Here is a 23,581-nt window from a genome sequence, read left to right as displayed (position 1 = left end):
TCGACAAGAAATTTCTACATATCTGGTTCTTACCAGAAAACATCATTTTTTATAGACACAGAAATTTTTACGCCCTCTAATGGATTGCTATATTGATTCTGATGATACGTTTGCATTCATAGCCGGATATACAAGCGGCGGTGCTCCGTATGGAACTACATGGGAAGAGCTTGGATTAGAACCGTTTGCATCACAAGAGGAAATCGATGCAGCATATGAAAAGTTATCATACTGATTGTAACTAATATAACTCCCAGCGAAACATTAAGTTATTTACTTTGAGTTATACTGGGATATCATTTAATAAGTAGTAAATATGGTGGGGCAGCAGAGCTTTGTCAGGACAGGTCATGGCCTGTCCTGGTTTGCTTTGATTCAATTTGATCTATTTTCTGGTTGCTCTGACAGCAACATAAGAATTCATATATTTATCGAATAGACCACCTCCATCACAGTCTTCATAAATGTCTGTTATTTCAAAGCCAGCTTTTATTAAACCGCCTATTTGCTCAGTCAGGGAATGGCTAAAGGCAAACGGCCGGTGTTCCTCTATGAATTTCTTTTTTGATTGTTCTGACAGATCTTTATACGGATTAAAAGGCAATGAATGTCTGGAAATCAGAAAATCTTCATTTTTATAGTCTGGTTCAAACATGAAAAATTCTTCTTTGACAAATGCCATCATTAACACTCCATTTTTGCGGAGGACTCTTGCGCACTCATCCCAAACGGACTGAATAGATTCAACATAACAATTTGAGATTGGGTTAAATATTAAATCAAATGAATGATCTGGAAAAGGGAAAATTTCTGACAGATCGGCCTTTACAATATTTATGGAGTAACCTTCTCTTTCCGCAACATATCGTTCATTTGCAAGCTGTTTCCCGGATAAATCTGTTACAGTAACATTTGCACCGTGAGCTGCAAAGATTGGTGCCTGCTGGCCGCCGCCGCTTGCTAATGCCAGTACGTCTTTTCCAGTTAAGGCAGGAAACCACGCTTTTGGAACTATTTTTACCCCGGCCAGACTTACTTTCAGTTCTCCGGCCTGCGCCCGTAAATAATCATCATGGCTGATCGCTGTTGTTTTAGAAAGCAGGCATTCATTTATATCATCCCATATTTTTGCGGTTTCTTTTTTATAATAATTTTTATTATTCAACATTTATCTCCTCTTACTCGTCAATGGTTCAGTAACTATTGTTCTTCAGTAAAATATTGGTCAGATCTATTTTAACACGAAAAAATGATCAGTACTATCTTTACAAATAAATATCTCTAACAGATACAATGTTTTATCCATAAAGTCTGTCATTCGTTCATTAACACTAATATTCCGACATGATACAATAAGAAAAAAGGAGGAAGGTAAGAACATGAAAAGAAAACTGGAAAAATGTATGATGCTGAGTATGGCGGCATGTCTGTTACTGGGCGGCTGTCAGCAGCAGAGCGGCGGGGGCGCCAAAGAGAGCAGCAGTGAGGCTAAGGAGCAGATTACGATCACTTATATGTCCAGATTTGCCAATGAGGAGGAACCGGATTCCAAATATTATATGGAAAGGCTGGCTAAATTCCAGGAGGAAAATCCGGATATTAAGGTGGAGGATCTGTCTGTGGTGGAGCTGGATGCCTATAAGACAAAACTGAAATCCACTGTTGCATCAGGAAAGCCGGTAGACATCTTTACAAACTACGGAAATAACGATATTGCAGAGTGGGTGGAGAGCGGTGTGGTAAAGGATATCTCAGACATTATCTCAGCAGAGGACTGGAATGGGCCGGCAGGAGATGGAATCTATGAAAGCTTTAATTATTCCGCCAGGGGGATCGATGGTATTTATGGAGTTCCGACGAAGGTTTTAGCAAATATGCTCTATGTAAATACGCGCATTTTGGATGAGTGCGGACTTAAAACGCCGGAAACCTGGGAAGATGTCCTGGAGATGACGCCTGTCCTGAAGGAGAATGGCTATATTCCCATGGCATTAGGAGCCAAGACAAAAGGGCGTGTCTGTCACTGGCATACACTGCTGGCGCTCCAGATGTGGGGGATGGAATTTAAAGATGATCTGGTGTCAGGAAAAGAGAAATGGACAGGAGATAAGATGATGGAAGTCATCAATACCTTCAAGAGCTTTATTGACCAGGGTGTATTTGGGGAGTTTGCTATTTCGGATGATGCCACAGCCCATGAAGCACGGTTTATAAACGGGGAGGCGGCAATGATGATGGATTTAAGCGTAGTGATCCCCCAGATGAAAAGTTCAAAGGACTATGATTCCATTAAGGTTACCAGAATGCCATATTTTAAAGAGCATCCGGAAAATAAGAATCTGTGGTATATTTCCATGGGAGATGCCTATTCCATTACAGTAGACAAGGACAGCCCCAAATATGATGCCGTTGTAAAGCTGTTAAAGTTCATGACTGAGGAAGAGACTTATAAGGAACAGAACGAGCTCTGGAAGGGCGGCGTATTTCCTATGGATGTAGAGATAAATAAAGAGGGGACAGAGCGCCTGATGCAGGAATATATGGAAAGCTTTGCAAAGAAGAGCGGCGGCTGTGATGAACTGGATGTGTATTTTGAGATGCCTAATACACAGGATGTAGTGCGCAATGAGATGCAGACCTTGTTTGCCGGAAGAGAACCGGATGAGATTGCTGCCGCCATCCAGAAAGAACTTGATAATTATCAAAACAATAAATAAGGGGGGTAAAAAGGGGCTGTTGAAATTATTTGACAAAAGCCCCTTTTTAAAAGAGAAGAATATGAGTAATAACGGAAAGAAAAATAAAGGGGCATTGCCGCTTATATTGCCGGCATTTATTCTGTATTCTGCAGTTGTGGCATATCCGCTGCTGAATATGCTGTATACCTCCTTTTTTGAGTGGAACGGTGTGTATACAACACCCTATGTGTTTGCGGGTCTGAAAAATTATGCCTCATTTTTTCAGGATGAGAGCGTTCATATAGCTTTAAAAAATATAGTGATCATCATGGTCACAAGTGTTGTGGGAATAGTACCCATCGGACTGTTTCTGGCTTCTGTCATCCAGAAAAAATTTTTTGGACTGCGTTTTGTCAGGGTATCGTATTTTTTGCCGGTTATCATTAATAAAGTGTCTGTGGGTCTGATGTTTACTTTTATACTGTATCCAATGAAGGGGCCTTTTGCACAGATTGTAAAGCTGTTTGGAGGAAATGAAAAGGTAAATGTACTGGGTAATATGCAGCTTGCTATCTGGGCTGTGGCATTCGTTCTTATATGGTGCAACGTAGGGCTGCATATGGTGCTGTATTCCTCAGCAATGGCGGCAATACCGGATGACCTGACAGAATCGGCTAAACTGGACGGGGCCAGCAGAAGACAGATATTCTTTAATATAACCCTGCCTCTTATAGGAAACACTATCCAGATATCCGTAGTTCTGATTCTGATGAACGCATTTAAGATTTATGACCTGGTAGTGGCACTCACAGGGGGCGGACCTGGAAATTCTACAGAAGTGCTCTCCACCATACTCTTTAAAAACGCATTTTATTATGGAAAATTCGGATATGCAAATGCCATTGGTGTAATCACGGTCCTTATCAGCCTTCTTATAACCGTTGTAATCAATGGAGTATTACGGGCATGCAGAAAGGACTGATGATATGAATAAAATTGGAAAGAAAATAAGCGCAGGAAAAATAATCTTTTGGACGCTGGCTTTTCTATGGCTGCTTACTACTATTTTTCCGCTGTATTTTACTATTATCTCATCTCTGAAGGATGATAATGAGATCTGGGAATCTATGATACGTTTTCCGGAAGTATGGAGATTTGATAATTATGTAAAGGCGAACAGTGTGGCGGGAATTATACGCGCGACATTTAATTCACTGTTTTTAAGTGTATGCTCTATCGGGCTTATGATGGTTTGTGTAATACCTGCATCATATATTATAGCCAGGAAAAAGATCAGAGGCAGCTCTGTATTAAGCATGTATTTTCTGGCAGCACTGATGATCCCCATTCACGGGGCACTGATTCCTATTGTCCAGATGAGTAACCTGGTAGGCGGACAGAACAGCATGGTGTATATGATTATCATATATTCAGGCCTGAATTTCTCTATGTCCAGCTTCCTGATGAGCGGATATATCCAGGGAATTGATTCCCAGATTGATGAGGCTGCCTCTATTGATGGCTGCAGTCTGCGCGGGATAGTATGGAAAATCATTGTCCCAATATCGAAACCTGGAATAGCAACATCCTGCATTGTGGCATTTTTATCTACTTATAATGAGCTGCCGCTGGCAAGTGTACTGCTGACGAAGAAGGAGTATCAGACTATTTCAGTGGCTTTGCTGGCGTTTAAAGGGGATTATCAGGTAAATCTGAGCTGGATATTTGCATCTATTGTGATCTCTATGCTTCCAATCGTTATTTTCTATATTCTGTGCCAGGAAAATGTGGAAAAGGGAATGATTGCCGGGGCAGTGAAAGGGTGATAAAATGATAAAAAGACCAAATGTAGTCCTGGTGATCACTGATGACCAGGGGTATGGAGAATTGGGCTGCAATGGGAACCCCTATATAAAGACACCAAATATAGACAGATTTTCCGGGGAGGCCGCAGTATTTGATGATTTTCATGTGGCGCCATTGTGCGCGCCTACCAGAGGGGCGCTTCTGACGGGAAACCGCCCTCTGAGAAATGGTGTCTGGGCGACCTGCTGGGGACGCTCCATACTCCATGCGGATGAGGTAACGCTTGCAGAGCTTTTCAGGGACAGCGGTTATGCCACGGGGATGTTTGGTAAGTGGCATCTGGGAGATAATTATCCCTACCGTCCCCAGGACAGGGGATTTCAGTATGTAGTGGCCCACAAAGGCGGCGGAGTTGGACAGACACCGGATTTCTGGGGAAATAATTATTTTGATGATACTTACTTTAAGAATGGAGAGCCTGTGGATTACAGAGGATACTGCACAGATGTATGGTTTAATGAGGCATCTAAGTTTATACATGAACATAAGCAGGAGCCATTTTTTGCCTATATTTCCACCAATGCGCCCCACGCCCCATTCCTGGTAGAAGAACGCTATTCCAGACTTTACAGGGATGAGCCGGAGATAGTAGAACCTGATTTCTACGGCATGATAACAAATATTGATGAAAATTTCGGAAGACTGTACAGGCAGCTGGATGAGGAAGGGATACTGGATGACACCATCCTGATATTTATGACAGATAACGGCAGTTCAGGTTGCGGGCTGCAGGATGATCAGGAATTTATAGTGAAGGGCTATAATGCGGGCATGAGGGGGATAAAGGCTTCTTATTATGATGGCGGCCACAGGGTGCCTTTCATGATGAGATGGAAAAACGGGGGATTTTTCGGAGGCCGGAGGATTAGACAGATGTGCCTGCATATTGATGTAGTCCCCACACTGGCAGAGCTCTGCCATCTTTCTGTTCCGGAAGGGCTTTTGTGGGATGGACAGAGTTTTGCAGAAATCCTGGAGGATGAGAAAGGGTTTGAGGAACGTCTGGAATTCATACAATTCCATCAGGGAACAGAAGAGCCGGCTGTGTGGGAGTGCGCTGTGATAACGCCCAGATGGCGCCTCATAAGAGGGGAAGAACTCTATGACATCAGGGAAGACCCTGGCCAGCATAGAAATGTAGCGGCAGAGAATCCGCAGGTGGTCAGGGAGCTGAGAAAGGCCCATTTGGAATGGTGGGAACAGACAGAGGGCAGCAGAAAAGTAAACAGTCCCATATATGCAGGGTGCCCCCAGGAAAATCCAGTCTGCTTAAATGCAATGGATCTGGACGGGGATGTGGCATGGAGTCAGGTAATGGTGGCTAATGTATTCACTGTTACGGGAAGCTGGTGTGTGGATGTGCGCCGGACAGGTCATTATAAAATTGAAGTCTGCCGGTGGCCCAGGGAGGCAGCCAAGGCTATATCCCAGCAGCTTACCCCAAAAGAGAAAGAGGCGCTGGCACCTTATCACAGCCTTCAGGAGGCAGTTAAATTCTGCCCCGCCAAGGCATATGTGAGGCTGCAGGATAAGGAGTATGAGGCTTCTGTACAGCCTGATCTGGAGTCAGTGGAATTTCAGACAGACATCTGTGAAGAGGGGATTATGAGGATAGAAGCTGGTTTTATAAACATGGACGGGAAAAAGCAGGGAGCTTACTATGTATACATTACCTACCTGGAAGAGGATAGTTGACCGGATGACAAGAAAAACTTATCAGAGGCGTATGTTTTGGACGTTTTTTATGACGGCCCTGGCTGTGCTCGTCTTTTTTGGAATTATTATCGGCAGATTTTCATATCAGATGCTGGAGGAAGAGATATATGAGAATGCAAAAAAGGATTTAAATACAGTTGTAAATTCTCTGGAGGGCTTTGTGGAAGAGATTGAAAAGGAAGCTCTCTATGTGACCCTGAACCAGCAGTACCAGGAGGCAATCTCCATAGATGCGGAGGATATGGGATATAAGAACTTTCAGAGGGTCATGGGAATTACTAACCTGCTTATGTATATGACTGCTTCGCAGGATGTCTATGACGAGATTAATTTCTATACAGTGGAAGGAGAATATTTTAGCGGAAATGCGGAGGATGATCCGGAAGAATATATGGAGAAAAAGCAGGTTTCGGCAGGAGAATTGATTGATTCAGAGGATCTGTCACGCTGGATCTCATACAGTAATTTAACAGGACAAGGGAAAACAGAGGTTTTTCTGGCTTTTCAGAGAAAGGTGTACAGCTATGGCGGCAAACTGATGGGGGTACTGGAAATCTGCGTAAACCGCGGGCAGATGAAAAGCTATTATGGAAAAAACCTGCAGAGATATATGAATGTGTTTGTAGTGAATAAGGAGGAAAAAATAATATCCTCCACAGATGAAAGTGCTTTAGACCAAAGTCTTCAGAATATGCCGTTTGGTGGTCTGGAGGCTGACGAGATTAAAAAAGTGGACCATATTAAGTATGACGGTGAAAGATACATACTTCTGAGCTACCCGTATGAGTCTATGGGCTGGAATATATTTGCCACTGTCCAGGACAAAGAAATCAAGAAAAATACCTTTAAGCTGGTGGTTATCCTGGCTGTGATGGAGGTAGTTTTGATTTTAAGCGTTCTGGTATTCATCCGGTTTATGACAAGAAAGCTGACAAAGCCTATCCAGGATATGGGACAGGTAGTAGAGGAAGTGAGCAAAGGAAACTGTCAGGTCCGGATTGAAGAGATTCCGGAGGGCGACATGGGAGCTTTATGTAACCAGATCAATGACATGATCGTGAAGCTGGACAGGCTTATGACAAATAATATTGAGATCGAGAGGCAGAAACGTATTTTTGAGATCAATTATATACAGATGCAGATGAATCCGCACTTTTTATATAATACACTGGAGACAGTCTGTGGCATGATAGAGGAGGAAGAGAAGGATAGGGCCATTTTTGTATTAAATTGTTTATCAAAGTTTTACAGGCGTGTGCTCAGAAGTGAGGCGGAGCAGTCAGGAATTGAATCTGAGCTTTTGATCGTGAAAGAATACCTGGATATTGTAAAAGAGCGCTTTCCTGATCTGTTCAGATACAGGATCATAGTTTCAGAGGAGTTAAAAAAACAAAACTGTATTAAACTGATCTTGCAGCCAATTGTGGAAAATGCAATTGTGCATGGGTTCCAGAAGCGGGATAATACTTTTGACTTAATTATACAGGGATGTGTAAAAGGTGACACATGTGTCATTGAAGTGGTGGACAATGGGTGCGGCATCCCGCCCAAAAAGGTTCAGCAGCTAAATGAGTCAATGATAAATAATGATAAAGATTTTGATGGTTTTGGCATACAAAATACAGATAAGCGGATCAAGCTCCACTATGGCAGCAAGTATGGGCTGAGTGTTCAGTCCGAGGAAGGCCGCTGGACTATTGTAAAGATTATCCTTCCAAGAAATGAGGTGTCATAAATAGTATGTACAGAGTGATCATTGTTGACGATGAATATTACATCCGCAGAAGGGTCTGCAGATGTATTGACTGGGAAGCCCATGGATTTCAGGTGGAAGCGGAGATTGGGTCAGGGGAAAAGGCTTTTTCCTATATTCAGCAAAATCAGGTGGATTTAGCTGTAGTGGATATCTCTATGCCTGATATCAGCGGCCTGGAGCTTATAGAGAAGATTCGGAAGGAAAATTCAGAATTAAAGATCATTATTCTGACAGGCTATGATTACTTTGAATATGCGAAAAGAGCTGTAAATCTTGGCGTCAGCTATTTTATGCTGAAGCCTGTGGATAAGCAGGAGATGAGCGGGACAGTATTGAAGATCAGGGAGGAACTGGATGCCAAGCACAGAGAGAGAATAGCTGTGCAGGAACTGCGCACGGATAAAGATAAACTGGAAAATGCTTATTTAAGCCAGATGCTTTTAGAGAACCGGGGACAGGAGGATGAAGCTATTTTCCAGGGAATGCTGGAAAATTACGGGATCGTGGAATCAGGTTCCTATATGCTTCTGTGTGAGAACTGCCGTGCTGATGAAAATGCATTATTTGAAATTACAGAGGATGAGGCAGGTCCTCATCCTCAGAACCATATCCAGGGGCGTATATGCCTGAACATCACAGATAAATTTAAAAGGATATTCAGAGTGATAGAGGGGGAGGATGCCGGGCAGCTGAAGGAGAGGATAGAGGATCATTTGGCTGTTTACCAGAAAAAGCCGATGTGCAGGGAATGGGTGATCTGTTCAGAGCCTTTTCCAGGTACCCCGGATAATATTAGGAAGGCATATGCTTCTATCAGGAAAGAGCTTTTTTATGATTCCATGCCCGGATATAAAAATGAGACATGTATTATTTGTTGTGATGAGGAAGAAATCCGCGGAAAAGAGAGACGTATGCTGCAGGTCTGTATGGAGAAGCTGGAGAAAAATCTGGAGCCCTGCAGCCGTGCCGGAATTTTGGCTGCATTAGAGGAATTTTTTGATACTTTGGAAAAAGAGCTTGTTTCTCTTGATATGCTTGATGTGCTTATAAAGAGAATGCTGTACTTGGCATATTGTATGGCAGAAAAGTATCTTCCGGATTCTATGTACAAAGAGATGGCAGAAAAAATCTCATCTGTCCAGAGAGCCTTTCTTGAAAACGGAAATATCAGCAGCTGCCGGCAGGAGATGAGGCGTCTTTTTGAAGAACTGGCAGGAATGGCAGACACCGTACAGTATGTATCGGCAGACCAGATCGTCAAAAAGGTAAAAGATATTGTGGAAAAGCAGTATAATGACGGAGAACTGGGGGTACAGCGGATAGCTGATATTCTGAGCCTCAATGCAAACTACGTGGGAATAACCTTTAAAAGGACAGCGGGAATGAGCATTTCGCAGTATATTAATCATGTGCGTATGGAAAATGCAATATATCTTATAAAGAATACATTGATTCCCATCCAGGAGATAGCGGAGACGGTAGGATACTCAGACCAGTTCTATTTTTCTAAGAAATTTAAACAGCTTTATGGTATGTCACCTTCGTCCTGCCGGTACAGCAGCGGCAATTAGCTGCCTGTATTGTAAAGCAGTGATTCCTGTCTCTCTGCGGAATATCTTGCAAAAATAACTTGCAGATCCGAAGCCGCATTTTTCTGAGATCTCAAGGATTGTGCAATCACTTTGATGAAGCATATTTTTAGCCTTCTCAAGTCTGTAATTGAGCAGATAGCTTATGGGTGACTCGCGCAGATACGAATGAAAACAGCGGGAAGCCTCACTTTTGCTGATATCTGCGGCACCTGAAATATCTTGCAGGGATATTGGCTCTGCATAATTATCATGAATAAAAGCAAGCATTTTCTGCATTCTTATCTGCAGCAGATGGTTGTTTTTTTTAACAGCTGATTTTGGAATATCAAATCTGTTTATATAGATAATCTGCCAGATTTTATTTAACAGCGTCTGAACTTCCATTTCATAACATTGACTTTGCACATCAGCATTTTGAAATCCGATATATGGGAATTGACCATAAAAATCAGAAGGAGGGCTGTATTTTTGCAGCAATGAAAACGTCTTATCCAGAAGAGACAGGATGCTTTTATGCCAGGGGCAGTCTGGATGAAGGAGAATGTATGGTATTTCTTCATCTTTTAAGATATCCTGCATGTATTTCTGATAAATGATACTCCCATAGGGGGCCAGGAGTTCATGTGAAAACACGATATTAGGACATGCAGACTTCCCGGAATCTATCGGAGAAAAAGAATGAAGAACATTGGAGTTAATAAACAGGCCGTCCCCTTCTCCTAGAGTAATAGTTGTCTGTCCCAGCTGGATTTGAAGTGTACATCCGGATACAACATAGAACTCTATTTCGGGATGCCAGTGCAGTGGTATCATTCTGCCCGGATATTTTTCAAACTCATCTACATAGTACTGGAGGGGAAATTCCTTTTTGCCCTGGGCGAGAATATCCATGAAATTGTGGTCTGTGATCTGTAATACTTCTGGTGTCATTATTTATTCCTCCAGTCATGCTTTTGAGCCTCTATGGACAGGTTATGGGAATATTGTAATATATTTAGAGAAGAAAGTCTATTTAAATAAGAGAAAAAGGTTATATAATTATATTGTAACTGTTCAGTACCTTCACAGTTACATGCAAAAATCCATTTAAAATCGCCTTCGGCGATGGGATTTTTGCACCCTTGAATCATTTTCTTACGGTCTGTGCAGTAAATGCACAGACCTGCTGAATAGTTACATTATATTATTCTATAGAATAGTAATTTAAATAAGTCATTTAAATATATCCTGCAGGAAATAGTAAAGGAGGATGGGTGAAATATAAAAAAACAGTTCTTGCTTGTTATATGGGGTATGTCATACAGGCAATCGTCAATAACTATGCAGCATTGCTGTTAGTGACATTTCAAAAGGAATATCTTTTGTCTATGACAGAAATGACATTGCTTATCACTGTAAATTTTGTGGTCCAATTATTGATGGATCTGGCGTCGGCATTTTTTATTGACAAGATTGGATACAGGGCTTCTGCGGTATTGGCGCATATTGCAGCTGCAGCCGGGCTGGGCGGACTTACATTTTTTCCTGTATTGACCGCGGATGCTTTTACAGGACTGCTTGGGGCAGTCATATGTTATGCAGCGGGGGGAGGTCTGCTTGAAGTACTGATCAGTCCCATCATTGAGGCACTGCCATTAGAAAATAAAGAGAAGCACATGAGCCTGCTTCATTCCTTTTACTGCTGGGGGCATATGGCAGTAGTCCTTTTATCTACTATATTCTTTGCGGTATTTGGAATCCAGCAGTGGAGAATTCTTACATGGCTGTGGGTCTTACTCTCAGCATTAAATATAATCCTATTTGTGGATTGCCCCATATTCCCTCTGATAAGCAAAGGAGAGAAAGGGGACAGCTTGAGTTCTTTATTCCATAAGCCGGTTTTCTGGCCGCTGATACTGATGATGGTATGTTCAGGGGCAAGCAATAATGGCATAAGCCAGTGGCTCTCCGCTTTTCTTGAAGGAACCTTAGCTGTACCGAAGAATGTGGGTGATCTTACCGGGACAATGGCCTACGCAATGCTGATGGGGCTCTCAAGAGTAATGTATGCAAAGTGCAGTGAAAAAATAGAATTAAAAAAAGCAATATTATACAGCAGTTTGGGATGTGTGATGGCATATCTGCTGATATCCATACCGCAGGCACCGCTGCTGAATATATTAGGCTGTTCCCTGTGCGGCTTTTCTGTTGGATTGCTGTGGCCGGGTACCTTTAGCATTGCTTCTTCCGCAATGAGACAGGGAGGAACGTTACTGTTTGCTCTCCTGGCACTGGCAGGAGATATAGGCTGCGCGGCAGGTCCCGGACTTGTGGGCGCTGTGACAGGAAGATACGGGGGAGATATGAAACTGGGGATTTTAGCAGGAAGTCTTTTCCCCATAATAATGTTGTTATGTATTCTCTACGGAAATATAAAGAAAATATGGAAAGTGAGGAAAGAAAATGAAATATGATGATTTAAAGTGGCTGTGTGAGAGCAGATGTGAAAAAGAGGAAAAAGGGATCAAAATATATGCTCCTTCAGGTTCTAATTATTTTGTAAATCCTATAACAGGTAATGTTGCAGCTGCAGCACCGTTTTTATATAAAGAAGTGACAGGTGATTTTCTGTTCAGAGCAAAGGTCGGTCTGGATTTTGTATCCACCTATGATGCCGCTGTGCTGCTTGCATTGGATCATGAGAGGCTATGGGCAAAAGCGTGTTTTGAGTACACGGATCTGGGCACCCATTCTGTTGTGACTGTTATGACTAATGGAAAATCAGATGATGCAAATGGAATTAATGTAGAAGGAAATGAGGTATGGCTGCAGTTAGCGCGAAAGGATGATATTTTTGCGGTTCATTACTCACTGGATGGAAAGATTTACAAAATGGCCCGCCTTACCTGGCTGCCCATGAGTAAGACTATAAAAGTTGGTTTTGAAGCGCAGTCACCGATGGGGGAAGGCGGGATGCGTTCGTTTGAAGAGATACTGTTAGTCAATACGAGTTTAGGTGATATAAGAAATGGGAATATGTAAGGATATGTCTTTTTATACCTTCTGATGTCTGGGATAAACCTGGTATGTATTAAAAACGACGGTGCGCTTTTTAATATCCTGAGTTAGTTATAAAACCAAGAAAGTGCATATGGAGCAAACAAGAGAATTGGAGCAGACAGGCCGCTAATCTTTAAGATTTATAAGAAATCAAAGACTTATAATAAAACCAAAATTATATGAAATGTACTGTATTTTTTAAAAATTCAATCAGCTCAATTTCTTGTTTAGCAAGTGTAGTATCAGAAAGAAAAATCGCACATATATTCATTTTGAACTCATTATCTCTTATTGGAATATAACAAAATTCTGGATTTTTTGAATTAGATGTAAGGGTTAAAAGAGAAAAATGTTTGTTATTTTTCAGTACTAAAAATAATTCATCTCTATTCAGTACTTTTAGAGAACGCTTAGAGTCATATATATTTCTAAGTACAGATTTTTCCAATACTGCTGTATAATAAGTTAAAGGATATTCAAGGGTTTCACTGATGGAAATACTTTTTTTGAAAGCAAGAGAATGAGTCTTACTAACAATAGCGTATATTTGTACGGATTCAAAAAGCATACGATACTGCAAATTATATTGTTTTATTTCCTCGGCAAATCCGTTTAAATCTGCTTGATATACTGGCATAATTCCTAGACGAACTTTTTGACATACGACATCATTTATTGTTTCAAATGGCTCTGTCCTGCGAAGCATATCAGAAAGTAAAAATCCCTGTTCTTGAAATTTAAGAAGTGCTTCAAGAATATATGATAAATAAATAAATGAAATCGAAACCGTTTTATTAGTGGAGGACAATGCTTCTATTTTTTTATATTCTGCAATAATATTTTGGGCTATTTCAACAAACTTTGCCCCCTTTTCTGTTAATTTAACTCCTTTTGGTGTCCTCATGAAGACTGTAAATCCTAATTCTTGCTCACATCGTTTTACGATATTGTTTAGTGAGGGTTGAGAAATGTACAGTCTTTGTGAGGCACTGTTAATTGAACCACATTGAGAAATAGTAATAAGTTGTTTTAAATGGTGTATTTCCATGTTTTATTTCCTTTCAGTTATAATGTATATGTTATAACAGATATAAAATTATACTTCAAGACAAACATATGAAAAAGGGATAAAATAATTGTCGTAAGAATTTCAAGAAAGAGAGTGAAAATATGTATTCTTCAATTTATGCTGAAAGCAAAGAAATGTATGATGAACTTATAGAATGGCGTAGAGAACTTCACAAAGTACCTGAATTGGGACTTGAACTTCCTAAAACAGTTTCTTTTGTGAAAGAAAAATTAACAGAATGGGATATTCCATTTGAAACAAAAATCAACGGAAATTGTGTTATTGGTTATATAGGTACAGGGGATAAATGTTTACTTCTTAGAGCAGATATGGACGGACTTCCTATGAATGAAGAAAGCCAATTGTCTTTTGCTTCGCAAAATGGTAATATGCACGCTTGCGGACATGATATACATACGACCGCATTGTTAGGAGCTGCCAAAATCTTAAAAAAACACGAGAAAGATTTAAAAGGAAGAATAAAACTATTATTTCAGCCTGGAGAAGAAACGTTCGAGGGAGCTAAGGCAGTTATTGCTGAAGGAGTATTGGAAAATCCTAAAGTAAACGCAGCTTTTGCAACTCATGTAGCGTCCGTTATTCCTGTAGGAACAATCGCTTATGGAACTATGACAGGAACATCTGTCTTTGGCTTTAAGATAACAATAACGGGAAAAGGTACACATGGTGCTATGCCCCAGAATGGAATAGACCCTATCAATGTTGGAGTTCATATTTATCAGGCATTGCAAGAGCTAATTGCACGCGAATGTCCCCCTGGTAAAGAAGTAACTTTGACAATAGGACAATTTAACTCTGGAACAGCAAATAATATTATTCCGGAAACAGCTATTTTGCAAGGAACACTTCGCACATTTGATAGTGAAATAAAACAATACTTAATTACGAGAATTGAGGAAATAGTAAATAATATTTCCAATGCTTTTCATGCAGAAAGTAAGGTAGATGTTTTAACAGATATACCCGTACTCTGTTGTGATGAAAAAAGAAATATGAAAATTGCTAAGGCGTTAAATTCTATGAATACCGAATTTAATATGGTATCTGGGTTGCACACAACTGGTTCTGATGATTTCGCAGTGTTTGCAAATAAAGTCCCATCTTCTTATTTTATGATAGGAGCTAAAGTAGATTCAGATAATATTTATGCACATCATAATCCTAAAGTATGTTTCAACGAACAAGTTTTACCAATCGAAACTGCGGTATATGCGTGTGTAGCTATGGACTGGGAATAGCTTATAAAATTGAAAGGGAGATACACGGTTTCATATGTGTAATCTCCCTTATTTTCGTCTTATCAAGGCTCACTCAATCATAATAAAATCGTGATAAAATAGTTGCTTTTTTTTATTGATGAATAGTCCTTAAATACTGTATTTTCGCAGATGATCGGATTTTCTATTTTAAGTTTGGGGTAATATATGCAGTATTAACCCAGGGAATGTTTTGTTACAGTGTATTAGATTATTAATTATTATAGATGAATGCCAATATTTATATTTGATTTATATGTGATCATATAATAGGTGGCAAAGATGACTGCATGGGGCAGATATGTTGGAAAGTGCAGTATGCAGATTGAAAGGATGAAGTTTTAAGTATTTGTTAGTGCTGCGTTCTGGTGCGAATCTTAAGTGAACATAAAATCCCCGGGAGATTCGCACCAAAAAATGTACTATTTTGTTGGCGCAGAGAAAGAAAAATGAAATAAAACCTTTAAATGAAGAGCTTTTTGTGTTAAAATTATAGAAAACATACAAATATTGAAGTTGATTTTAGGATGTTTTTGCTGTCGCCACTATGTAGTGGCGTGGATTGAAATCCACTACCGGGAGTGCCACTGTACAGTGTAATCATGTCGCCACTATGTAGTGGCGTGGATTGAAATCGATGTATCACTGTCTGCATTGATTAAAAGTAAAGTCGCCACTATGTAGTGGCGTGGATTGAAATACAAGAGATCGGCTGAAGAACATAATCCCCATTGTCGCCACTATGTAGTGGCGTGGATTGAAATCTCTGTGAGTTTTTCTGTACTCCACTCGTCCTCCGTCGCCACTATGTAGTGGCGTGGATTGAAATCTGTAGGTTAATGTCGTTTACATTAAGCCCAACCAGTCGCCACTATGTAGTGGCGTGGATTGAAATCTAACTGGCTGGCCGCAATAGCCCACAAACTGTCGTCGCCACTATGTAGTGGCGTGGATTGAAATATTTTAAAGTTTGAAAGTCCACTAATGACTCTCGTCGCCACTATGTAGTGGCGTGGATTGAAATTCCTACGTTGACAATACTGAGCTTACTCCTCAGGTCGCCACTATGTAGTGGCGTGGATTGAAATCCATGTCTGTTGCAAACCGGTGAGTGGAATCCTGTCGCCACTATGTAGTGGCGTGGATTGAAATTTTAAACAGGGATACTTCAGACCTTACTATAAAGTCGCCACTATGTAGTGGCGTGGATTGAAATCCATTAAGCACCTCTGCATGACCTCCCTTTATTGTCGCCACTATGTAGTGGCGTGGATTGAAATGGATCCCCTCCCTCGTGGTCTCCGGTGCGATCATGTCGCCACTATGTAGTGGCGTGGATTGAAATCTGAGCACATCAATAGAATTTGCAAAGATAGCGATGTCGCCACTATGTAGTGGCGTGGATTGAAATCGTAGGACTTACATTATTTCCTTCTTGTGTGAGGTCGCCACTATGTAGTGGCGTGGATTGAAATCGCTCCATACCCCTAAAGTTAATATTCTTATCGAGTCGCCACTATGTAGTGGCGTGGATTGAAATTTATTGGAACGGTCGATGTTTGATAAACAGCTTTGTCGCCACTATGTAGTGGCGTGGATTGAAATCCGTTGCAATATCTTTGATGATAATTTTGGCAATGTCGCCACTATGTAGTGGCGTGGATTGAAATCACTCTCTCACCTCCACACTATCCATATAACAAGTCGCCACTATGTAGTGGCGTGGATCGAAATTCAACAGAAGAATACTCTGCCATCCTGTATGACGTCGCCACTATGTAGTATAAGCACGGCAATTCAAAGAATGACAGAACCGGAGGATTATTTAGATTATTCCGGCTTTGTTATTTGTCTGCTGTTTTTGTAGAAATGTCGAAGTTCAAATTTGGCATACTGCACAAAAACATCTAAAAAATTCACTTTTAAATATTCAAAATTCCTTTTTTCCATGTCTTCCTTTCTGATTTTCTATGTACTGAAATCAGGAGGGGAAGTATAATTAAAACATCTTAAATAACTCCCAAGAGTATCAGGGGTAATAAAATAGTGGCCATTATTTTTCTCTTTCTAACCGGGAAGTTTTTGATGTGATACTAATAATTTATATGATTTTATGGAGGAGAGGCAAATGAAGAAAAAGTTAGCAGTTTTAGCGGCAGGAGTTCTGGCTCTGCAGGCAGCGCTTCCTGTCAATGCCAGCGAAGCGGCGGATAAATCTTATGAAGGTGTGACTCTGCACGTTGCCCACAGTGTGACAGACAGCAATGCGGATTCTTTTCAGGCACAATTTGATGCCTTTGAGGAAAAATACGGGTGTGAAATAGAAGTGGAGAGACTGTCAAGTGATGCGGATGAGATGGAAAGTATCCTTCTTGTCAGGGCAGCTACAGGAAACCTTCCGGATATCTGGATGAACTCAGTGGGAGCCAAGCTGGATGCCATGTCACCGAAAGAAAACTGCTATGATCTGTCAGGAGAGGACTGGATCACGGAGCGGGTCAATGGAGATTACCTGAATATTGTGACAGATGAGGGAACAGGGGAGATATACGGGATTCCCTGCAGTCCATCAAATGTGGCAGGAGTTTTCTACAATAAGAAAGTTTATGAAGAGCTGGGACTTGGGATTCCAAATACATGGGAAGAATTTATGGAAAACTGCAGGGTCATCCGGGAAAAAACAGATAAGGATCCGGTCATGTCACAATACAGTAATGCCTCAGGCGCCCAGATACTTTTTCTGTCACAATATTACTATGTACAGAAAGAAAATCCCGTTTTTACAGAGCAGTATACGAAAAAAGAAATTGAGCTCCATGAATCAGATGCCTATATGAGGGGCCTGAGCAAGATGTATGAGATCTGGGAGGCGGGATATCAGAATGACAATCCGCTGGAAATAAGCTGGGAGGATGCAGCTACGGCTGTAACTGAGGGAAGCGCAGTCCATATTTTCTGCCGTACCAATATTATGTCTACCGTGGAGACAGTTAATCCGGATGCCAGGGAAGATATAGGATTTTTCCCACTGCCTGATGAGAGCAGGGAGGAACAGGGGGTGGCTACCTGGATGCCGGCGGCCTGGTGTATCAGCAAGAATTCACCAAATACGGAGCTGGCTAAATTGCTCCTGGAGTTTTTGACTACTGAGGATGCAGTGGACATTTACTGTACCAAGACGATACCTACAGGAGCTTTTATGCTGAATGGGGTAGAGATGCCGGAGAATGTAAGCGGAGCAGTTATAGAAGCGCAGGTATGGTCGGAAAAGGCATCTACTCCGGTCATGGAGTATTTCTGCGATATTAAAGGTCCGAATATGGCTACAATTTTGACAATGGTAGGCACAGGTGAATATACTCCGGAGGAGGCAATCAGCGAAATAGAGTCCGACAACGCTATTGATGCCCAGCAGAAGGGCTTAGAAGGCTGGTAAAGCCGGACAAGCGCCAGAAAACAGATTGGATAAAAAAGTGGGACTGGGTACCGGAATAAAATCAGAGGTATCCGGTCCTTTTCTTCTGAGCTGGCGGATTGTGTAAATGTATTTCACTTAATAAAAGGAGGATCTTATGAGCCGGATCGAAAAGAAAATTTATACGGGATGGCTGGCAATTCCTGGAATTGTTATATATGTTGTGATTTTTGTCATCCCGACATTTGCATCATTTTATTTTTCTATGACTACATGGAATCTGAAAACTTCTGTTTTTACGGGAGTACAGAATTTTGTTACATTTTTTACAATGGCAAACACAAAAGCTTCCCTGATCAATACTGCAATTTATGCGTTTGTCACCTGTTTTGTAAAAGTAGCGCTGGGACTTCTCATTGCACAGTATCTGTGCAAAAAGATAAAGAGTGCAGGATATCTGAAAGTAATGCTTTTTTTCCCGACTCTTCTTGGCAATGTAGTTGTAGCTATAGCATTTGAAAAACTCTTGTCTTCAGGGGGGATTGTTAACCAGGTGCTGGGAGCCTTTGGGATGGAACCTGTGAAATGGCTGACATCTTCCGCATGGGCACTGTTCACCTGTGTGGCAGTGGATATATGGAAAGGGATCGGAACTGCCATATTGATCTATGTGGCGGGCATCAGCGCCATACCTGCCGCTTATTACGAAGCAGCCGCCATTGACGGAGCTTCTCCCAGGCAGATCTTTTCGAAGATCACTCTGCCTCTTCTTGTTCCCACTATGAATACAGTTCTGACACTTTCCCTTATTGGGGGACTCCGCACCTATGATCTGATCTATGCCATGACGGGAGGCGGGCCCGGATATTCTACGGAAGTGCTGGGGTCAGCGATTTATAAGCTGTTTGCAAGAGGAAATTATGGTTTGGCTACTGCAGGTTACGTGATTATGTTTGTAGTGGTATCAATCATTGTATTTCCATTAAATTCCTATGTGGGAAAAAAGGAGGCTGAGTTATAATGGTAAAGAGAAGAACGGTGTTCTCCAGGGCTCTGGAGATCTTCCTCGTGGCCATGACCATTGTCACCCACTGGCTGGTGTTTTATTTTATAATTGTGAATTCCTTTAAGACTAAAACAGATGCCTCGGCCCTGAACCTGGCGCTTCCTAAAGAATGGAATATCATTGAAAATTATATCTATATCTTTCAGTATGGAAAAGGGGCATTTTTTAATGCATTTGTAAACAGTCTGGTGCTGACCTTCTGGTCGATCCTGATCCTTGTCCTCACATCCGCTATGACGGCATTTATTATGCAGAGGAGGAAGGGAAAGTTCAGCGCTGTATCGGATAAATTGATTGTGGCGGGCCTGATCGTGCCAGCGTCTATAATCCCCACCGACTGGGTGCTGAGCAAGCTGCATCTGGCCAATACACTTCCGGGTCTGATCCTCGTGGAAGTAGCGACACTGTTTCCTTTTGCTGCTATGATGTATAAAGGTTTCATTGCCACGCTGCCAAAGGAGGTAGACGAGGCAGCTATTGTGGACGGATGCGGGCCGCTCACTCTGTTTTTCAGGATCATATTTCCGTTATTAAAGCCAATCACAGCTTCTGTAATCATACTGCGGTCCATCGTGGTCTATAATGATTTTCAAAATCCCCAGTATTATATGTCAGGGTCCAGCAGCCAGACAGTCCAGCTGTGTATCTATGGGCTGAAATCAGCGTTTGATACAGACTATGGTCATCTGTTTGCGGCGATCGTAGTTGTGTCCATACCGCTGGTCATTGTTTATCTGATATTGAACAGGCAGATGATGGAGGGAATGACATCGGGAGCCGTGAAAGGATGAGTGGAAATATAATGAAAGAAAAGTATAGAGAGCAATACGGCAGGGAAAACAGCACAGATTATGATCTCCTATATAAGAATCCGCCGGCAGAATACAGAGGCGCACCTTTCTGGGGCTGGAATGGGATTCTGGATAATGGGCTTATGGAACAGCAGATAGATGATTTTGAAAAAATGGGATTCGGGGGATTTCATATCCACTCCAGGATTGGGCTGAAGGATGAATATCTGGGAAAAAAATTTTTAGAAGCAGTGAAACATTGTCACAGTTACGCCTGTGAAAAAGGGATGCAGGTATACCTCTATGATGAGGACAAATGGCCTTCGGGATATGGAGGCGGAAGGGTGACAGAGTACGAGGCTTACCGGGCCAGGTATCTTTTGTTTTCCCCTCATATGCATCAGGAGGGAAAGTATGACAGGGGACTGGCTCCCAGCAACCGCCTGACGGAAAATGGCTGTCTTACTTTGCTTGGAGTCTATCAGATTGAACTAAAAAATGGAAAACTGGCAGGATATAAGCGGATTGCAGCCAGTGAAGAGGCCATGAAGGGCAAAGAAGCGTCAGTGGGCAGAGGGGAGCAGGGGCAGCTCTGGTATGCATATCTCGTAGTGACGGATAAGCTGCCCTGGTTTAATAACCAGGCATATGTGGATACATTAAATCCTGAGGCCACCGGGAAATTTTTGGAGACTAGCTATGAACCTTATTATAAGATCCTGGGACAGGAGTTTTCCAGGACAGTCCCTTCCATTTTTACAGACGAACCCCAGTTTACAAAAATGCAGAGTCTCAGAAAAGGAGATGTCCCGGAGGAGGTGGGGATCCCCTACACAGACCGTATGGAAAGGGATTTTCAGGAACTGTACAAAGAGAGCCTTCTCGGCCGTCTGCCGGAAATTTTCTGGAATCTGGAGGACGGCAGGACCAGCTGTATCCGCTACCGTTATCTGAATCTGGCAGCAGATGAATTCTCCCGGAATTATTGCGGGGTACTTGGAAAATGGTGTGAGGCTCATAACATCATGCTCACAGGACATCTGATGGAAGAGGCAAGCCTGGAAAGCCAGATTCGGAGTGTGGGTGATGCCATGCGTTCCTATAAGTATTTTCAAATGCCGGGGATCGATATTTTGGCGGATGCCCGTGAATATACTACTGCCAAGCAGGCCCAGAGCGTGGCCAGGCAGATGGGAAGAGGTGGAACTGTCAGTGAACTCTACGGCGTGACAAACTGGGATTTTGACTTCAGAGGACATAAGCTTCAGGGAGACTGGCAGGCTGCACTGGGAGTCTCTCTGAGAGTTCCGCATCTGGCGTGGATGTATATGGGAGGAGAGTCAAAGCGTGATTATCCCGCGCCTATTGACGGACATTCACCGTGGTTTGAACGGTATTCTATTCTGGAGGATTACTTTGCCAGGGTGGGAATGGCTATGGCGAGGGGAAAGGCGGTTGTTCATGTGGCAGTCATTCATCCAATTGAAAGTATGTTTATGGAGATGGGGCCGCTCAGGGAGACGGCAGGGAAGAGAAAACTTCTGGAGCAGCAGTTCCAGGACCTGACAAGATGGCTGCTGTTTGGATTGATAGACTTTGATTTTCTCTCAGAGGCTTTGCTTCCGGAGATTGGAGCAGAAGCTGCAGATGGTTTTCTTCGCGTGGGAGAGATGGATTATACAACAGTGATTGTGCCGGAACTTACCACAATACGGAAAAGTACACTTGAGGTATTAAGAGATTTCGGAAGTTCAGGAGGGGAAATACTTGTGCTGGGAGAGCTGCCCGGATATATGGACGGGCAGGCTTCAACAGCGCCTGAGGAACAGCTGTCCCGGTATACACGGCTGGGCTATGAGAAGGAGAAGATACTTGGTAAGCTGGAGGAGGTACGCCAGATAGATATTTTGGACCGGGACGGGATCCGTGCTGAGCGTTTCCTATGTCAGCTGCGGGAGGATCAGGGTGAAAAGTGGCTTTTCATTGCCCAGGGTAAGGAGGGCGGAAAGAAGACCAGGTCTGTGGACGCATATCAGGCAGATGATGTTCATTACAGGCTGCGGATTGCGGGAAACTATAAGGTCCTCTTGTATGATGCCCTGCATGGGACAATTGAGGAGGCAGATACCTGGACAGACGGCAGGAATACATATCTGGAACTGGAAATTTTTGAACATGATTCAGTCCTGCTCCGGCTGACAGGAAAGAATTGTGAAGAGAAAACAAAGGAGGGGACAGCGGAGACAGAAGCGGCAGAGGCGGCAAGTGTCAAACGGGTTAAAAAGCTGGAGCGTTACCTGAAATCAGAGACTGCTTACCGTCTGGAGGACTTGGGGTTATGCTGCAGTACAGAAAATAAGGAGCCTGGCAGCCGCCAGTCTGACGGCAGCAAGTGGGGCGTCAGGGGGAAAAATGTCCTTCTGCTGGATATGGCAGAGTACCGTCTGGATGGCGGTGAGTGGAAAGAAAGAGAAGAGATCCTTAAGATAGACGATAAAATCCGTGAGGAACTGGGATACAGGAAAAGAACAGACAGCTTTCCGCAGCCTTGGCTTTTACGGGAGGAAGATGCGAAAGAACATTTAGTAAGCCTGCGCTTCCGGATAGATTCTAAAGTGGAGGGAAAAGAGGTAAACCTGGCCCTGGAGGGAACGCAGGATACACAGATCTTCTGGAATCAGGCTAAGGTTCCCTTTATAAGAAAAGGAACATTTGTAGATACCTCCATTATACAGATACCGCTTGGCGTGTTAAAGAGCGGGGAAAACATCCTGGAATGCAGGATTCCTTTTGGGAAACTGACAGACCTGGAATGGTTTTATCTGCTGGGAGATTTCGGGGTGAGAGTCTGGGGAAGCCGGGCCAGTCTGGAAGAAATACCGGCCAGCATTGGTTACGGTGATATTTCCTGCCAGGGATTTCCATTCTATGGGGGTAACATCATCTATGAAGAGGAATTAGAGCTTCCGGAAGGGGCAGCAGAACTGGAAATAGGGGAATACAGCGGAGCCCTGGTTGAGGCATCCCTGGATGGGGAAAAGCCTCATTGGGTCTTTGGAGAGCCGTATATCATACCGCTGGGAGAGGTAAAGGAGGGGAAACACCACCTATCAGTCAGGTGTTTCGGAAACAGGTTCAATACCTTTGGCCAACTGCATAACTGCAGCACAAGTGAAACTTATTTTGGTCCAAAGACATGGAGGACACAGGGAAAAGAGTGGTGTTATGAATACCGTCTGAAACCATTTGGTATTCTGAAAGCTCCCAGGATATTTGTATATGATAAATAGCTGTATACATCCCATCACAAAGTCCA

The 23,581-nt window shown here is 42.5% G+C and carries 17 protein-coding genes and 1 CRISPR repeat array; of the genes, 14 read left to right on the top strand and 3 right to left on the bottom strand.

The window, feature by feature from the left end; all coding sequences use genetic code 11:
* Window positions 1-79: 79 nt before the first annotated feature.
* On the top strand, window positions 80-235 hold the full coding sequence (locus NSB28_RS21555) for a J domain-containing protein (protein WP_257517611.1): 156 nt from the start codon (window positions 80-82) through the stop codon (window positions 233-235).
* Between the two features lie 150 nt (window positions 236-385).
* On the opposite strand, the gene NSB28_RS21550 is transcribed toward NSB28_RS21555, so the two are convergent.
* Window positions 386-1,168, bottom strand: a complete 783-nt coding sequence (locus NSB28_RS21550; protein WP_109748572.1) for a class I SAM-dependent methyltransferase — start codon at window positions 1,166-1,168, stop codon at window positions 386-388.
* Between the two features lie 211 nt (window positions 1,169-1,379).
* On the opposite strand from NSB28_RS21550, the gene NSB28_RS21545 reads away from it, so the two are divergent.
* The 6 genes from NSB28_RS21545 (at window position 1,380) to NSB28_RS21520 (ending at window position 9,587) form a co-directional block, all read left to right on the top strand.
* A complete protein-coding gene (locus NSB28_RS21545; protein ID WP_109748571.1) occupies window positions 1,380-2,717 on the top strand; it encodes an ABC transporter substrate-binding protein in 1,338 nt (445 codons plus the stop codon).
* Window positions 2,718-2,778: 61 nt separating this feature from the next.
* Window positions 2,779-3,660, top strand: a complete 882-nt coding sequence (locus NSB28_RS21540) for a carbohydrate ABC transporter permease (protein ID WP_187374167.1) — start codon at window positions 2,779-2,781, stop codon at window positions 3,658-3,660.
* Window positions 3,661-3,664: 4 nt separating this feature from the next.
* The gene (locus tag NSB28_RS21535) at window positions 3,665-4,504 is read left to right on the top strand and encodes a carbohydrate ABC transporter permease (RefSeq protein WP_109748569.1); all 840 of its coding nucleotides are present in this window, start codon (window positions 3,665-3,667) and stop codon (window positions 4,502-4,504) included.
* A 4-nt stretch (window positions 4,505-4,508) separates the two neighbouring features.
* A complete protein-coding gene (locus NSB28_RS21530; protein WP_109748568.1) occupies window positions 4,509-6,239 on the top strand; it encodes an arylsulfatase in 1,731 nt (576 codons plus the stop codon).
* Window positions 6,205-7,995 carry a cache domain-containing sensor histidine kinase gene (locus tag NSB28_RS21525; protein WP_109748567.1) on the top strand — a complete coding sequence of 597 codons (1,791 nt, stop codon included), beginning with the start codon at window positions 6,205-6,207 and terminating at the stop codon, window positions 7,993-7,995. The genes NSB28_RS21530 and NSB28_RS21525 overlap by 35 nt, the downstream gene beginning before the upstream one ends.
* 5 nt (window positions 7,996-8,000) lie before the next feature.
* Window positions 8,001-9,587, top strand: coding sequence for a response regulator transcription factor (locus NSB28_RS21520; RefSeq protein ID WP_109748566.1), 1,587 nt, complete (start codon window positions 8,001-8,003; stop codon window positions 9,585-9,587).
* Here the strand turns inward: NSB28_RS21520 and NSB28_RS21515 are convergent.
* Window positions 9,552-10,538 carry an AraC family transcriptional regulator gene (locus NSB28_RS21515; protein WP_109748565.1) on the bottom strand — a complete coding sequence of 329 codons (987 nt, stop codon included), beginning with the start codon at window positions 10,536-10,538 and terminating at the stop codon, window positions 9,552-9,554. The two genes, NSB28_RS21520 and NSB28_RS21515, sit on opposite strands and share 36 nt — an antisense overlap.
* 323 nt (window positions 10,539-10,861) lie before the next feature.
* Between NSB28_RS21515 and NSB28_RS21510 the strand changes: the two genes are divergently transcribed.
* Together NSB28_RS21510 and NSB28_RS21505 are read left to right on the top strand one after the other, a co-directional pair.
* The gene (locus NSB28_RS21510) at window positions 10,862-12,061 is read left to right on the top strand and encodes an MFS transporter (protein WP_109748564.1); all 1,200 of its coding nucleotides are present in this window, start codon (window positions 10,862-10,864) and stop codon (window positions 12,059-12,061) included.
* Window positions 12,051-12,629: a DUF1349 domain-containing protein gene (locus NSB28_RS21505; RefSeq protein WP_109748563.1), complete on the top strand. Its 579-nt coding sequence runs from the start codon at window positions 12,051-12,053 to the stop codon at window positions 12,627-12,629. The genes NSB28_RS21510 and NSB28_RS21505 overlap by 11 nt, the downstream gene beginning before the upstream one ends.
* 193 nt (window positions 12,630-12,822) lie before the next feature.
* Here NSB28_RS21505 and NSB28_RS21500 read toward each other — a convergent pair whose 3' ends face one another.
* Window positions 12,823-13,695: a LysR family transcriptional regulator gene (locus NSB28_RS21500; RefSeq protein ID WP_109748562.1), complete on the bottom strand. Its 873-nt coding sequence runs from the start codon at window positions 13,693-13,695 to the stop codon at window positions 12,823-12,825.
* Between the two features lie 122 nt (window positions 13,696-13,817).
* Here NSB28_RS21500 and NSB28_RS21495 point away from each other — a divergent pair, with 122 nt between their 5' ends.
* The 5 genes from NSB28_RS21495 to NSB28_RS21475 all read left to right on the top strand — a co-directional run bounded on the left by NSB28_RS21495 (window position 13,818) and on the right by NSB28_RS21475 (window position 23,555).
* Window positions 13,818-14,975: a M20 metallopeptidase family protein gene (locus NSB28_RS21495; protein ID WP_257517610.1), complete on the top strand. Its 1,158-nt coding sequence runs from the start codon at window positions 13,818-13,820 to the stop codon at window positions 14,973-14,975.
* Between the two features lie 556 nt (window positions 14,976-15,531).
* A CRISPR array of direct repeats spans window positions 15,532-16,727; the repeat unit is 31 nt; unit sequence GTCGCCACTATGTAGTGGCGTGGATTGAAAT.
* 394 nt (window positions 16,728-17,121) lie between these two features.
* On the top strand, window positions 17,122-18,429 hold the full coding sequence (locus NSB28_RS21490) for an ABC transporter substrate-binding protein (RefSeq protein WP_257517609.1): 1,308 nt from the start codon (window positions 17,122-17,124) through the stop codon (window positions 18,427-18,429).
* A gap of 136 nt (window positions 18,430-18,565) precedes the next feature.
* Window positions 18,566-19,429 carry a carbohydrate ABC transporter permease gene (locus tag NSB28_RS21485; protein ID WP_109748560.1) on the top strand — a complete coding sequence of 288 codons (864 nt, stop codon included), beginning with the start codon at window positions 18,566-18,568 and terminating at the stop codon, window positions 19,427-19,429.
* The gene (locus NSB28_RS21480; protein WP_109748559.1) at window positions 19,429-20,265 is read left to right on the top strand and encodes a carbohydrate ABC transporter permease; all 837 of its coding nucleotides are present in this window, start codon (window positions 19,429-19,431) and stop codon (window positions 20,263-20,265) included. The genes NSB28_RS21485 and NSB28_RS21480 overlap by 1 nt, the downstream gene beginning before the upstream one ends.
* A complete protein-coding gene (locus NSB28_RS21475) occupies window positions 20,262-23,555 on the top strand; it encodes a hypothetical protein (RefSeq protein WP_109748558.1) in 3,294 nt (1,097 codons plus the stop codon). The genes NSB28_RS21480 and NSB28_RS21475 overlap by 4 nt, the downstream gene beginning before the upstream one ends.
* The last annotated feature ends 26 nt before the right edge of the window (window positions 23,556-23,581 follow it).

This window comes from Murimonas intestini, from assembly GCF_024622195.1.
In the GTDB taxonomy this organism is placed as follows: domain Bacteria; phylum Bacillota; class Clostridia; order Lachnospirales; family Lachnospiraceae; genus Murimonas; species Murimonas intestini.
The sequence above is the reverse complement of the archived record's forward strand: the minus strand, read 5'-3'. Positions and strand labels throughout refer to the sequence as shown.

What these genes read in the sequence shown, in the direction of transcription:
- NSB28_RS21555 (WP_257517611.1), top strand. Translation starts at nt 80, where the DNA reads ATGGATTGCTATATTGATTCTGATGATACGTTTGCATTCATAGCCGGA.
- NSB28_RS21550 (WP_109748572.1), bottom strand. Translation starts at nt 1,168, where the DNA reads ATGTTGAATAATAAAAATTATTATAAAAAAGAAACCGCAAAAATATGG.
- NSB28_RS21545 (WP_109748571.1), top strand. Translation starts at nt 1,380, where the DNA reads ATGAAAAGAAAACTGGAAAAATGTATGATGCTGAGTATGGCGGCATGT.
- NSB28_RS21540 (WP_187374167.1), top strand. Translation starts at nt 2,779, where the DNA reads ATGAGTAATAACGGAAAGAAAAATAAAGGGGCATTGCCGCTTATATTG.
- NSB28_RS21535 (WP_109748569.1), top strand. Translation starts at nt 3,665, where the DNA reads ATGAATAAAATTGGAAAGAAAATAAGCGCAGGAAAAATAATCTTTTGG.
- NSB28_RS21530 (WP_109748568.1), top strand. Translation starts at nt 4,509, where the DNA reads ATGATAAAAAGACCAAATGTAGTCCTGGTGATCACTGATGACCAGGGG.
- NSB28_RS21525 (WP_109748567.1), top strand. Translation starts at nt 6,205, where the DNA reads ATGTATACATTACCTACCTGGAAGAGGATAGTTGACCGGATGACAAGA.
- NSB28_RS21520 (WP_109748566.1), top strand. Translation starts at nt 8,001, where the DNA reads ATGTACAGAGTGATCATTGTTGACGATGAATATTACATCCGCAGAAGG.
- NSB28_RS21515 (WP_109748565.1), bottom strand. Translation starts at nt 10,538, where the DNA reads ATGACACCAGAAGTATTACAGATCACAGACCACAATTTCATGGATATT.
- NSB28_RS21505 (WP_109748563.1), top strand. Translation starts at nt 12,051, where the DNA reads ATGAAATATGATGATTTAAAGTGGCTGTGTGAGAGCAGATGTGAAAAA.
- NSB28_RS21500 (WP_109748562.1), bottom strand. Translation starts at nt 13,695, where the DNA reads ATGGAAATACACCATTTAAAACAACTTATTACTATTTCTCAATGTGGT.
- NSB28_RS21495 (WP_257517610.1), top strand. Translation starts at nt 13,818, where the DNA reads ATGTATTCTTCAATTTATGCTGAAAGCAAAGAAATGTATGATGAACTT.
- NSB28_RS21490 (WP_257517609.1), top strand. Translation starts at nt 17,122, where the DNA reads ATGAAGAAAAAGTTAGCAGTTTTAGCGGCAGGAGTTCTGGCTCTGCAG.
- NSB28_RS21485 (WP_109748560.1), top strand. Translation starts at nt 18,566, where the DNA reads ATGAGCCGGATCGAAAAGAAAATTTATACGGGATGGCTGGCAATTCCT.
- NSB28_RS21480 (WP_109748559.1), top strand. Translation starts at nt 19,429, where the DNA reads ATGGTAAAGAGAAGAACGGTGTTCTCCAGGGCTCTGGAGATCTTCCTC.
- NSB28_RS21475 (WP_109748558.1), top strand. Translation starts at nt 20,262, where the DNA reads ATGAGTGGAAATATAATGAAAGAAAAGTATAGAGAGCAATACGGCAGG.